The sequence below is a fragment of the Bradyrhizobium valentinum genome (assembly GCF_001440405.1).
Classification (GTDB): domain Bacteria; phylum Pseudomonadota; class Alphaproteobacteria; order Rhizobiales; family Xanthobacteraceae; genus Bradyrhizobium; species Bradyrhizobium valentinum.
Map to the genome: position 1 here is coordinate 76,639 of NZ_LLXX01000067.1, position 12,912 is coordinate 89,550.

Consider the following 12,912-nt stretch of genomic DNA (forward strand, 5'->3'; position numbering starts at 1 on the left):
ATATGCGCACCTCCAATATCGTTCAGCTCGGCGTCAAGGAACTGCGGGGGCTTGTCCGCGATCCGATAATGCTGATCCTGATCGTCTATGCTTTCACGGTCTCTATCTACACGGGATCCCGGGCGCAGCCGGAGACCTTGAACCAGGCCGCGCTCGCCATCGTCGACGAGGACAATTCGCCGGCATCGACGCGCATCGTCACGGCGTTCAATCCGCCCTATTTCACGATACCGCGGCTGATCCTCCAATCGGAGGTTAACGCGCGCATGGATGCGGGTCTCGATACCTTCGCGCTCAACATTCCGCCGAACTTCCAGCGCGACCTTCTGGCCCAGAGATCACCGGCGATCCAGCTCAACGTCGACGCGACCCGCATGTCGCAGGCCTTCACCGGTGGCGGTTATATCCAGTCCATCGTGACCGACGAGGTCAGCGAATTTCTGGCCCGCTATCGCTCGGCCGCGCCTCTCCCCATCGAGCTCGCCCTGCGGGCGCGCTTCAACCCCGAGCTCAACAAAAGCTGGTTTGGCGCCATCAACAACGTGATCTCCTCGATCACGATGCTGTCGATCATCCTGACCGGAGCCGCGCTGATCCGCGAGCGCGAGTACGGCACCATCGAGCATCTGCTCGTCATGCCGGTGACGCCGTTCGAGATCATGGCAAGCAAGATCTGGTCGATGGGGCTTGTCGTGCTCTTGGCCGCCAGCGTGTCGCTCGTGTTCATCGTCCAGGGATTGCTGGCGGTGCGGATCGGAGGCTCGATCCCGCTGTTCCTGTTCGGCACCGCGCTCTACCTGTTCGCCATGACCAGCATGGGCATCTTTCTGGCGACGGTTGGGGGAACCATGCCGCAATTCGGCCTGTTGATGATGCTCGTCCTGATGCCGCTCGAAATGCTGTCGGGAGCCACGACGCCCCGGGAGAGCATGCCCGAGATCATCCAGAACATCATGCTCGCCGCGCCCAACACGCACTTCGTCATCCTCGCACAAGCCGTGCTGTTCCGTGGCGCCGGAATAGCTGTGGTCTGGCCGCAGCTCGCCGCCCTGCTGACGATAGGAGCGATCCTGTTCTTCTTCTCTTTGCAAAGATTCAGGGAGTTCTTGCGATAAGGGATGCTTCCCCGATGCCATGCTCCAGCAAAGTCAATCGATGGTGCGACAACCACCGTCGATACGCCAAGTGTCTCCCGTCGTCGGCCTTGCGCCATCCAGGGCAGAAAGCCGTGACCTTTCAATTCGTCGCGACAGCAATGGGAGCAGCACCGTCTGCAAGGAAATTCGAACTGGTTGACCAACGGACGTCGTAACACGGGAGGGATCGATGCGGCAGACCGGCAGCAAGCGTGCGATTACCCGCGACCAGTACGATGCCGTGTTGTTTGACCTTGACGGCGTGATAACAGACACCGCCAGCCTGCACGCGGCTTGCTGGAAACAGATGTTCGACGAGTATCTTAAGGGACGTGCGACCCAAAGCGGCAAAGCCTTTTACCCCTTTGACCTTGTCACGGACTACCGGCTCTATGTGGATGGTAAGCCCCGCTTCGACGGCGTTCGCGACTTTCTCAAATCACGCGACATACACCTCCTTGAGGGGACCCCGGGCGACCCACCAGAGGCCGAAACGGTGGGCGGGCTCGGTAACCGCAAGAACGACTTAGTCAGCGAGGCGATCGGAAATCTTGGGGTGCAACCTTACGAGGGAAGTGTTCGCCTTATCCATCAGCTCCGGCGTCAAGGATTCAAGCTCGCCGTCGTCAGCTCAAGTGAAAACTGCCAGGCAGTCCTAGAGGCCGTCAAGCTGAACACATTTTTCGACGCCCGAGTCGACGGCAATACCATCCATGCGGAATACTTGGCTGGAAAGCCTGCTCCGGACACGTTCTTGACGGCGGCAAAACTATTGAGCGTCGAGCCGTCACGGGCGGTTGTCATCGAGGACGCTATCTCGGGGGTCCAGGCGGGGTCGAATGGAGACTTCGCGTTTGTGATCGGGGTTGCTCGCAAGGGTAATGCCGAAGAACTTCAGAAACATGGTGCACATTTGGTGGTGAGCGACCTCGCCGAACTGGTTGATTGACGAGCAGCCTCTGCTGCCTGGAGGAACGGCGCGATGATCCGTCATGAACGCCTTAAACCGCCATCTCATGACTATCCGGCCGACGAGTGGAACGTCATCGAGAAAGGCTTTCGCCCCGAATTCCTGGCCCAGATGGAAACGATCATGGCGCTTGGCAACGGATACCTCGGCATGCGCGGGTGCCCGGAGGAAGGCGGCCCCAACGTTGAAAACGGAACCCTCATCAATGGGTTCTACGAGACGTGGCCAATCGTGTACGGGGAAGAAGCTTACGGTTTTGCGAAAACCGGCCAGACGATCTGCAACGTAACCGACAGCAAGATCATCAAGCTCTTCGTGGACGACGAGCCCTTCTGGCTGCCCAATGCGAACCTCTTGAGCTACGACCGGCGGCTCAACATGAAGTCCGGGACGCTTGCGCGCTGCGGGTGGCGGTTAGCATTCTCGCTATGACAACCGAGCTCGAGCAAATCGGCGTGTCAGCAAAGCCAACAGCCTAGCCGTCGCGCTTGGGGATCTACGGAACCAGCCCGCCCCGTTCAAGCGTTGCTCGACTGAGTCCGCACGAGGCGCGGTTTCGCCTCAGTGTCGAGGTTCGAGTCGGTGGAGCGCTACCAACCCACGCCAACATCTTCTCCAACACTTATCGTGAAGTTCACGGCGAGATCGACCGCTCAGATTCCGGACACGTCTAATACTCTCTGTGGCCGCCTACGCCGCCTAACGCAGAAAGAGAAATCGTCAGTCGGACGGTATCCTTCCCAATAGCGCTCACGCAGCAGTCCGCACCGCACAGCCGAAGCTTAGGAAGACGATAGCACCGAAGTCAGACCGCCATCGACGGCAAGGATCTGACCGGTGATGTGCTTGCCGGCGTCGCTTGCGAAGAGAACCACAGCGCCTTTCAGATCGTCCTCGTCGCCGATGCGGCGCAGCGGCGCACCGGCGGCGAGCTTTTCGACCCCGACAGCTTCGATCGTGCCCTTCGTCATCCTCGACGGAAAGAAGCCGGGCGCCAGAGCATTGGCCGTAATTCCGTAGCGTCCCCAACTACCCGCCAGGGCTCGCGTGAAATTGACCACCGCGCCCTTGCTCGTGTTGTAGGCGACCATCTGCATATCTCCGGAACTTCCGAACAGGCCCGCGATCGACGCAAGGTTGATAATGCGGCCATACTTGTTGGGAATCATCGAGTGCTTCGCAATCTGTTGGCTGAGCAGGAACAGCGAGCGGATGTTCAGATTCATCACCTTGTCCCACGCCTCGATCGGGTGGTCCTCGGTCGGCGCGCCCCAGTTTGCGCCCGCGTTGTTCACCAGAATGTCCACCCGGCCGAGCTTCTTGATCGCTTCGTCAGTGAGCCGCTTGACGTCTTCGTCCCTGGAATTATCCGCTGCAATCCACTCCGCCTTGATGCCGAGACCGGCAAGATGCGCCTGGGCCTTTTCCAGATCCGGCGCCTTGCGAGAGGAAATCACGACCCGCGCCCCTTGCTCACCTAGCGCCTCGGCGATTTTCAGCCCAAGGCCGCGGGAGCCGCCTGTAACAAGGGCATTCTTTCCGGTGAGATCGAATGCCTTCTTGATGCTTCCCATAGTCAAATCCTCTTGTGGGCAAAGTTCTGCTGCGCGGTTACGTGGGGATCCGCGGGATCACTATTTCCCGCGGAACACTGCCGAGCGACGTTCCACGAAAGACCGGATGCCTTCTTTCATGTCTTCGCTGCTGAAAACGCGATCTTTGATCTTTGGGATGTAATCGATCGCGGCTTTTTCACCCGCCTCGATGTATTTCAGCGCGGCTTCCTTGGTCACCTGAATGCCGATCGGCGCGTTCTTGGCGATCAGATTCGCAATCTCCATCGCGCGACCTATCTGCTCGCCGGGAGCGACGACTTCCTGAACAAATCCGATCTTGTGCGCCCGGGCCGCATTGAACTCGTCGCACAGGAACAGATGATACATCGCATCTCCCCAGCCGGCGCGCGTCAAATACCGGAAGTGTGCGCCGCCGAGCGGCGCGATCCCGCGCTTGGATTCCATCTGGCAAAACCGGGCGTCGTCGGCCGCGATGACGATGTCGCCAGCCAACATCATTTCGATACCGATCGTGAAACAGATCCCCTGCACGGCCGTCACGATCGGCTTGCGGCACCGGCTTTTCAGCGCGAACGCATCGATGTTGCCAGGCTTGATCTCGGTATTCTCAGCCTTCGGCCCAAAGAATTTCGGCATATCCAGCCCGGCCGTGAAATCCGGGCCTACGGCGCAGAGTACTCCGACCCAGTAGTCGTCCGTCCGATCGAGAAGCGTCATCGCATCCGACATCTGCGCCATCATCTGCGGACTGAAGGAGTTCTTCTTCGCCACGTTGTCGATGATGATCTTGAAGACGTGCCCATGCACCTCGGTGCGGATCTGCCCGACTTGGGTTTTAGTGTCGTTCATTTGCTGGTCTCCGAATTGCTTGCAGGTGACTGCGCAACCACACGCAGGTCTTTCCGGGTCGGCTGGCGTGCCGCCTATTATTCCTTGCCAACCAGTTGGAACGGTCACCGACTTGCTACAAAATTTTTGGATAGCTCTTATTCAAGTGCATGCGCCCCGCCTCTAGACCGTCCCTCTTTCAGCTCAGCGCCGCGAACGCGGTCCGCTCGAACGCCATCAGTTCTTCCGTCCGGCCGTCACGTACCTTCAGTAGCCACTGCGGATCCTGAAGCAGCGCACGCCCCACCGCGACGAGATCGAACTCCTCGCGACCGAGGCGGCGGATCAACTCGTCGAGAGACGCCGGACGAGAGCTCTCTCCGCCGTATGCGGCGATGAATTCGCCGCTCAGACCGACCGACCCGACCGAAATAGTCGGTACTCCCGTCACCTTTTTCGCCCATCCCGCGAAGTTCAAATCGGAGCCATCGAACTCCGGCTCCCAGAAGCGCCGTTGCGAGCAATGCAGAATGTCGACGCCCGCGTCCACCAGAGGCTTGAGCCAGGCTTCCAATGCGCGAGGCGTATCGGCCAGCTTCACTTCAAAGTCCTGCTGCTTCCACTGGCTGATCCGGAGCAATATCGGAAAGTCCGTTCCGACCGACTTGCGCACCGCGTGGACGATTTCAGCAGCAAACCGGGCCCGGCCGGGCAGGTCCTTGCCTCCATAGGTATCCTCGCGGCGATTGGTACCCTCCCAGAAGAACTGATCGATCAGATAGCCGTGCGCGCCGTGCAATTCGACGGCATCGAACCCGAGGCGCTTCGCCGCGAGCGCCGCATCGGCGAAAGCGCGAATGGCGTCTGCGATGTCTTCTTCGCTCATCGGCTCGCCGAACTTCTTCTCCGGTCGCGACAGGCCGGACGGGCTGTCGTAGGCACCAGGAGGAGACCAATCCTTGGCGCGCGTGCGAACGGCTCCAACATGCCATAGCTGCGGCGCCATCAGGCCGCCCGCGGCGTGCACCCCGTCGACCACACGCCGCCACCCCGCCAGTTCCTTCTCGCCATGAAAGCGAGGGACATTCGGATCGTTCAGAGATGCCGGACGATCCACGCCCGTCCCTTCCGATATGATGAACCCAACCGCTCCTTCGGCGCGGCGGCGGTAGTACCGCGCGACGTCTTCGGTCGGAATTCCGCCCGGAGAGAACGAGCGCGTCATCGGCGCCATCACGACCCGGTTCGGCAAGTTCAGCCCTTTTATCTTGAAAGGCCGGAAAAGTACGTCGCTGGACATTCGCACTCCTCTCATTCAGCTGGTGACTTTGAGGGCCCAGATCGCCCGGCTCAAAAGTTCACTCTTGCTCGGCGCTGAGTACGTTTCCGAACTGCTCCCAGGAACTGCCGGTCCAGCGCTGCAACTGAAGCTGCGTGTACGCCATGCTGCTTTCCAGGCCCGTGTTGATCGTAACGCCCGGTACCAGAGTCGGCAGCGACAGCCCGCGTATGCTCCGCGATTGCTTGACGATGTTCTCGCGCGAGAGATCGTCACCGCACTGCTTGAGCACCTGCTCCAGGATCTGTCCCTGCTGCGTACCGAACAGATAGTTGGCATCACCGATGTCGGCACCCGGCAGGTATTTCGCGAAATGGTCGCGGTACCACTTGATGCCGGGATCATCGGCCCACTTATTGTCGCCCGGATCCTTGAAGATTGTCGCGGCGACGATGCCAACAGCTTTCTCCGGCCCCGCGGGGACGATAGTTGAAGAGACTGAACTCGACACCAAATTGATCAGGAACAACGGCTTCCAGCCGACCTCATCGGCCTTCTTGATAGCCTGAGCCGCGAACTTCGGCGTGCCGGCGACCAGGAACGCCTCTGCGCCAGACGATTTCAATTTCACCACGTGGGAATCGATCGTCGGCTCCGTCACTTCGTACGAGGACGCTACAACCTTCTTGTCGAAGTCGCCTTTCAGGTAGCCTTTGAATGCATTGACGAAGTCCTTACCCAAATCGTCGTTCTGATACAGGATCGCTATCCTTGCGTCCGGCCGGGCCTGAGTGATGTATTTCGCGTAGATTCGCCCTTCCGTGTCGTAGCTGGGCAACCCCGTGGTGGTCATCGGAAATTCAGCAAAGTTCGTGAATTTGGTGACGCCGCTAACCACGAATAGATGAGGCACTTTCTTCGCGTTGACGTACTTGATGGTGGCGCCGATGCCGGGAGTACCCAGCGGGCCGAACAGGAAGGCCACCTCGTCGCTTTCTATCAGCTTCCTTGTCTGCTCCACCGTCTTGGGTGGACTGTAAGCATCGTCGTAGGTGATGAGGTTTATCTTCCGGCCATTGATGCCGCCGCGATCGTTGATCGAATTGATGTAGGCGATCAGACCCTTTCCGGTATTGCTGAGCGGCGATGCGGGACCACTAAACGGAAACGTCGCACCCACCTTCACTTCGGCGCTCGTGATGCCGGGCGTTTCCGCACGAGCCTGCGCGCCAGCCAATGAAGCTGCGATCGCAGCCGCCATCATGGTTTTTCCAAACATCGACATCTCCTACCTCCGGCGACGGAATTCGTCGCTCACTTTTCCTTAGCCAGCGTCAGCCGGCGGCAACTGCACCGGGTGATTTCGCACCCGCCCGTTCGATCGCCATCTCTCGCAGCTTGTGTTTGAGTATCTTGCCGGTGGAGGCTGAGGGCAGAGCTTCGAGCACGATCAATTCAGTCGGGCGCTTGTACGAAGTGAGCTGTTGGGCCGTGTACGCCTTCAGGTCTTCGGCGCTAACGCTGGCGCCGGGGAGAAGCTGCACGAACGCGACGACCTCCTCATTGCCATCAACTGGTCGTCCCACCACAGCTGATTGGACGACTTGCTCGTGCGCGTTCAGAACCGCCTCCACCTCAGCAGGGTAAACGTTAAAACCGGAGCGGATGATGAGCTCTTTGGTTCGGCCAGCGATGTAGAGATGGCCCTCGCCGTTCACCCGCGCGAGGTCACCCGTGTTGAACCATCCCTGGCCATCGATCGCCGCCGCTGTGAGTTCCGGAGCACGATAGTAGCCGAGCATCACGTTGGGGCCTCGGACGTGCAGTTCGCCCACTTCGCCGGTCGCCACCTTCTTGCCCTGCCTGTCCACGATCCGGTGCTCGATACCGGGAAGAAAGGGGCCGACCGATTCGTCCGAGACGGGGTGTTCTGAACGGACACCCGATAGGCCGGGCGAACATTCGGTTATGCCGTAGTTGTTCAATAGCGGAATTCCGAATTCGTCCTCGATCCGCTTCTTGAGATCGAGGTCGAGCGGAGCGCCGGCGACGGCCATGACCCGCAGCTTGCCTCGATCGAGCCGTTGGATGCCCTTGACCGCCTTGTGTTCGAGCAGCCGCTGATACGTGGCAGGAACACCGAACAGGCTCGTAATCCCCTCCTCGGCGATGGCATGGGCCAGCGCAGCTGGATCGGCCTTGGCCACAACATACAATGTGCCGCCGTGCATCAGCGTGGCGATCAGCAGGATCGTATACCCGACGATGTGGGACATCGGCAGCACGCCGTAGATGCGGTCGGCCGGACCGCTTTGGCGAAGGATTCCCGAAGTCTTTGCGGTGAAGAGGAGGTTGCGGTGGCTCAGCATGACTCCCTTCGGTGCACCGGTCGTGCCCGAGGTGTACAAAAGGCCCGCGACCTGTCGCTTGCCATCCTTCTCGACGGGCTCCGCTGGCGCATCCGCATTGAGAGGACCAATACCGATTCCACCGAACGGCCCCACAGCGTCTATTTTAGCGCCGACGCGGCTGGCGTGATCTGCGGCTTCCTTCGAAAGCGCTGCGTTGAACAGCACGCGTCTGGCACCGCTGTGCGTCCCGATCAGATCGATCTCCCTGGCCGAGAGGCGGGGATTAACCGTAATGCCCCATGCGTCGAGCTTGCTCGCTGCGAAGAGCATCGCCCCCAGAGCCACACTGTTCTCGCTCGCAATCATCACGCGGTCGCCGGGCCTGATCCCCAGATCGGCGAGATACTTCGCGGCGGCGTCGACTGCTTCCGAAAACTTCCGGTAGCTCCATGAACGTCCCCCTTCCATGAAGGCCGGATGATCCGGGATGTCCCGGACGAACGGCGCGTAGACCTCGTGCACTCTTGAAGGCAGGCCATCGAGCAATTCGGCCGCAGTGAGTTCGTCCACGCTCCTCATGTCATCCTCCCTCGCGCCCTCTTTTTGGGAGCGCTGCGCGGCCCCCTTCAAACGGGCAGGTCCGCTCCTTCATGTCGATCGGCAGGTCGAGTAAATAGTTCTAAAATAGAACTGTCAAGCCGAATGACCGCCTATCGACCTTGACGGACACGCCAACGTCGATCGACTCCCCTAATTCCTATTTGGAATTCGAGGTCACGACGCAAGTCGTTCGGATAAATCCATGGGATAGGCTCGCTTGTGGCACATGCCTGCGAAAGCGGCAGAGCCGTACCACCTAAAGCGACAGCTTTCCGCTCATGATAAAGCGCGTCAGCGTTCGACGGGAAGAACCCGAGCCGGCGATGGAAGTGGCGCGAGCGTGAGACGTCACAGGTCGACCGACGCAGGCGATGTGTATGCAGGACAGGTTTCGGCGATCACTCATTCAACCGTTACAGCGCGCATGCGTTTTGCTGGCGATCTTCAGGAACGTGGTGTGGCTGAGAGGTGCCTTCAATTGAACCGCCATGTTGCTTGCCCCAACCCCGAAGCGAAAGCAGTACGGGCCCGAGGCTCTGGCCGAAGGTAGAGATTTCATATTCCACCTTCGGAGGAATCTGCGGATAGGCATGGCGAACGATCACGCCATCGGCCTCCAGCTCACGCAGCTGAAGGGTCAATATCCTCTGCGTGGCGTTAGGGATGGCCCGGGACAGTTCCATGAACCGCTTCTTGCCGGCGAAGAGATGAAACAGGATCAGCGGCTTCCACATGCCGCCAATGACGGACAGTGTCACCCCGACCGCGCATCCGCTTTTGGCGTCAAACCTTCTTGGACGCATGGTCACCTCCATAAATGATAGTATCAGCTATGACAGCACGAAGGGCACTAGTCTGGGGTTCGTAGAGCGTGAAGCCTATTCCATGGCGCCGAAAGTCCCGGTCACACACGCCCCGTCGACGTCTTTGGATGTAACCATCGACGCCATTGAACAGCTCTTGATTTACGTATTCATATCACATGACGATCGTAATACAACAGATACTGACAGCCACAGACAGTGGCAGGATCTCGACAGAGGGCTCGTCGACAGCCCGCTCCAGAGCGACCGGACGGGTGAGCCTCGGCATACAAGGTTGCCCACTCGCGCTTCGGGCACGACGTCGCCATGTCAGGCCCACTGTCATATCGCCAAGGCCGGGCTCCACGCTTTGGACGCGGGTACTTACATAAATGATAGTATCCGCTTTAATTGTGCCTTCTTGCGATCAAGCGGCGCGACCCTAGGTCCGTGGACAGCGAAACTCCAATCTAGGATACGGCGATGACGTTCAAGGCGCTGCTGGCTGCAAAGACAGGTGAGAAGATTTCGACCAGCGTGGTCGAAATGAACGAGCAAGATCTCATGCCTGGCGACGTTACGGTTGCAGTCGATTATTCGACTGTGAACTACAAGGATGCGCTGGCCATTAGCGGGCGCGCAGAGATCATTCGCCAGTTTCCCCTCATTCCCGGTATCGATCTTGCTGGAACGGTAGAGGCATCCTCCTATCCCGGCATCGCCGTCGGAGACCGCGTTGTCGCCAACAGCTGGGGACTGAGCCAGACCCACCATGGCGGTTACGCCCAGAAAGCGCGGATGAAGGGCGAATGGTTGGTCAAGATTCCGGCGCCGTTTTCAACGAAGGACGCCATGGCGATCGGTACGGCCGGTTACACCGCGATGCTGTCGGTGCTGGCCCTCGAACATGGCGGCATCACACCGCAGCGTGGTGACATCCTCGTAACCGGTGCCAATGGCGGCGTCGGTTCGATCGCAATCGCTCTCCTCGCCGATCTCGGTTATCGCGTCGTTGCATCAACTGGACGTCTTGAGGAAGCCGATTACCTGCGGAGTCTCGGCGCGGCTGATGTCATAGATCGACAAACGCTTTCGGAGCTGGGAGCACCAATCTCACGCGAGCGTTGGGCTGGAGCGGTCGACTCCGTCGGCAGTCATACGCTGGTGAACGTATTGGCGCAGACGCAGTACCGCGGCGTGGTGACGGCGTGCGGCCTGGCTCAGGGTGCCGATCTTCCCGGAACGGTTCTGCCGTTCATCCTGCGCAACGTCACCCTGGCAGGCATCGACTCGGTGAATGCCCCGCATGAGGCGCGAATCGAGGCGTGGTCGCGTTTGGCTCGCGACCTCGACCTGAACAAGCTCGCCCGAACCATGCAGGTGGTCGGTCTCGCGGAGGTCCCCGAAGTGGTGCGCCAAATGTTCGCCGGGAAGGTCCAGGGCCGCACGGTCGTGGACGTGAATGCGTAACCATTTCGCGACCAGGCTGTTTGGCGACACCTCGATGAAGACCAGACGCGGCTACATTGGCGTGTCAATGCTGGGTCGTTCGCAGATTTGGGAGCGCCAGGAATAAAACGCGTCCTCGCTCATCTGCTTACGACCTGCATAGGAGCACGAAACATGACTCAATTGGATCAACACGACACTCTACCTTCCGTACAGGACGTTGCAATCATCGTTGGCGGCGGCCCGGGCATCAGCTCAAGTTGCGCCAGGCTGTTCGCGGAAAACGGCATGCGCGTCGGCATCGCAGCCAGGAATCCGGATAAATCGGTTCTGCAGAATCTCGAGAAGACGCACGGCGTGCGCCGATACGCGTGCGATGCCACCGAACCAGCGGCCGTGGAGCTGCTGTTCCAGAATGTCGTTCGAGACCTGGGGGCACCTACGCTTGTCGTGCATAATATCGACGGCCGCGTTCCCGGCATTTTCCGCATGGGGATTACCGAAGCCGACCCAAGCATGGTGCTCGACACACTTCGGAACTCAGCATTCAGCGCGTATTTGGTGGGTCAGCACGCCGCTCGACTCATGCGGGAAAACAAACCAAGCCCCGGCGGAACGAAAGGAACGATCATCTTCACGAACGCGAGCGCGGCGCTCAAGGGCTTCCCGATGAGCGCTGCCTTCGCAATGGCATGTCATGCCAAGTCCGGCCTTGCACAGAGCATGGCAAGGGAATTGATGCCGGAGGGGATCCACGTGGCAAATGTGCCGATTGACGCGGCGATTGGCTGGACTCAGGAAGACGGTACCCGCGCGCACCGACTGGCGGGAACGACTGTCGACGACAACATGGCTGACCCGGACTGCATCGCGGAAACCTATCTGCATCTGCATCGCCAGCATCGGTCGACGTGGGCGTTCGAAGTCGTGCTGCGACCGTGGGTCGAGAAGTGGTGACTGGCGCCCGCGCGAAGCAGACCTGCGTCGCTCCTGAACAGGATCGTCAGCTTCCAGGAAGGTTGGAGAGAGAGAATATTATGAAGGCATCCAGTTCTTCCAGTTACTTCGGATCGGGGACGCGCTACATCGATGCGCCGAATCTCTCGATCAGTGTCGGGGGGACTACTTTTGCCTATCGCGACCTGGGCCCCCGCAGCGGCGTGCCGCTAATTCTTTTCAACCATTGGGGCGCAGTTCTGGACAATTTCGATCCGCGGATTGTGGACGGCCTCGCCAGCAAGCATCGCGTGATCGCAACCGATTACCGGGGTATCGGTGCGTCGGGCGGAACGGCACCTGTGACGATTGATGAGATGGCTCGAGATGCGATTGCCCTGATCCGCGCGCTGGGCTTCGAGAAGGTCGATCTGCTCGGCTTTTCGCTCGGCGGATTTGTGGCGCAGGATATCGTGCTGAAGGCTCCAGACCTCGTGCGAAAACTCATTCTGACCGGCACGGGCCCGGCGGGCGGCAAAGGCATCGACAAGGTGGGGCCGGTGTCCTGGCCACTCATAATCAAGGGCTTGCTGACGCTGCGAGACCCGAAATTCTACCTGTTTTTCACGTCCACGGCCAATGGTCGCCGAGCCGCGAAAGCCTTTCTGGAACGGCTGAAAGAACGCAAGACAAACCGGGACAAAGGACCCACACCTGGCGCGTTCTTGCGGCAGCTCAAGGCGATCACTGCTTGGGGCCGGCAGGCGCCTCAAGATCTCGGAAGCATTCGGATCCCGGTGCTGATCGCGAATGGCGATAACGACATCATGGTGCCGACCGTAAACAGCATCGATATGGCGCGCCGTATCCCGGGCGCGCAACTCGTTATCTACGACGATGCCGGGCATGGCGGGATTTTCCAGAACCACGCCGATTTCGTGCCGAAGGCCCTGTCCTTCCTTGACGCCTGACGCCGCGACTCA

General features: G+C 59.7%; 12 protein-coding genes. 6 read left to right on the forward strand and 6 right to left on the reverse strand.

Annotation, left to right across the window (positions count from 1 at the left end):
* Positions 1-2: 2 nt before the first annotated feature.
* The 3 genes from CP49_RS11390 to CP49_RS11400 all read left to right on the forward strand — a co-directional run bounded on the left by CP49_RS11390 (position 3) and on the right by CP49_RS11400 (position 2,538).
* Complete coding sequence (locus CP49_RS11390; protein WP_057850342.1) at positions 3-1,115, forward strand: ABC transporter permease; 1,113 nt, start codon at positions 3-5, stop codon at positions 1,113-1,115.
* A gap of 211 nt (positions 1,116-1,326) precedes the next feature.
* Positions 1,327-2,085: an HAD family hydrolase gene (locus CP49_RS11395; RefSeq protein ID WP_057850343.1), complete on the forward strand. Its 759-nt coding sequence runs from the start codon at positions 1,327-1,329 to the stop codon at positions 2,083-2,085.
* Between the two features lie 33 nt (positions 2,086-2,118).
* The gene (locus tag CP49_RS11400) at positions 2,119-2,538 is read left to right on the forward strand and encodes a hypothetical protein (protein ID WP_057850344.1); all 420 of its coding nucleotides are present in this window, start codon (positions 2,119-2,121) and stop codon (positions 2,536-2,538) included.
* A gap of 350 nt (positions 2,539-2,888) precedes the next feature.
* Here CP49_RS11400 and CP49_RS11405 read toward each other — a convergent pair whose 3' ends face one another.
* The 6 genes from CP49_RS11405 to CP49_RS11430 all read right to left on the reverse strand — a co-directional run bounded on the left by CP49_RS11405 (position 2,889) and on the right by CP49_RS11430 (position 9,544).
* Positions 2,889-3,680 carry an SDR family oxidoreductase gene (locus tag CP49_RS11405; RefSeq protein WP_057850345.1) on the reverse strand — a complete coding sequence of 264 codons (792 nt, stop codon included), beginning with the start codon at positions 3,678-3,680 and terminating at the stop codon, positions 2,889-2,891.
* 60 nt (positions 3,681-3,740) lie between these two features.
* Complete coding sequence (locus CP49_RS11410; RefSeq protein ID WP_057850346.1) at positions 3,741-4,532, reverse strand: crotonase/enoyl-CoA hydratase family protein; 792 nt, start codon at positions 4,530-4,532, stop codon at positions 3,741-3,743.
* A gap of 178 nt (positions 4,533-4,710) precedes the next feature.
* Positions 4,711-5,811 (reverse strand): NADH:flavin oxidoreductase, encoded by a 1,101-nt coding sequence (locus CP49_RS11415; protein WP_057850347.1) that lies wholly within the window; start codon positions 5,809-5,811, stop codon positions 4,711-4,713.
* Positions 5,812-5,869: 58 nt separating this feature from the next.
* Positions 5,870-7,075, reverse strand: a complete 1,206-nt coding sequence (locus tag CP49_RS11420) for an ABC transporter substrate-binding protein (protein WP_420807602.1) — start codon at positions 7,073-7,075, stop codon at positions 5,870-5,872.
* A 49-nt stretch (positions 7,076-7,124) separates the two neighbouring features.
* Entirely contained in the window at positions 7,125-8,720 is a 1,596-nt protein-coding gene (locus tag CP49_RS11425) for a class I adenylate-forming enzyme family protein (protein WP_057850348.1), read from the reverse strand.
* A 434-nt stretch (positions 8,721-9,154) separates the two neighbouring features.
* Positions 9,155-9,544, reverse strand: a complete 390-nt coding sequence (locus tag CP49_RS11430; protein WP_057850407.1) for a winged helix-turn-helix transcriptional regulator — start codon at positions 9,542-9,544, stop codon at positions 9,155-9,157.
* Between the two features lie 483 nt (positions 9,545-10,027).
* Between CP49_RS11430 and acuI the strand changes: the two genes are divergently transcribed.
* From acuI to CP49_RS11445, 3 genes are all read left to right on the forward strand, one after another.
* A complete protein-coding gene (gene acuI, locus CP49_RS11435; RefSeq protein ID WP_057850349.1) occupies positions 10,028-11,014 on the forward strand; it encodes an acrylyl-CoA reductase (NADPH) in 987 nt (328 codons plus the stop codon).
* A gap of 153 nt (positions 11,015-11,167) precedes the next feature.
* The gene (locus CP49_RS11440) at positions 11,168-11,950 is read left to right on the forward strand and encodes an SDR family oxidoreductase (protein ID WP_063791672.1); all 783 of its coding nucleotides are present in this window, start codon (positions 11,168-11,170) and stop codon (positions 11,948-11,950) included.
* 80 nt (positions 11,951-12,030) lie between these two features.
* Entirely contained in the window at positions 12,031-12,900 is an 870-nt protein-coding gene (locus tag CP49_RS11445) for an alpha/beta fold hydrolase (protein WP_057850351.1), read from the forward strand.
* The last annotated feature ends 12 nt before the right edge of the window (positions 12,901-12,912 follow it).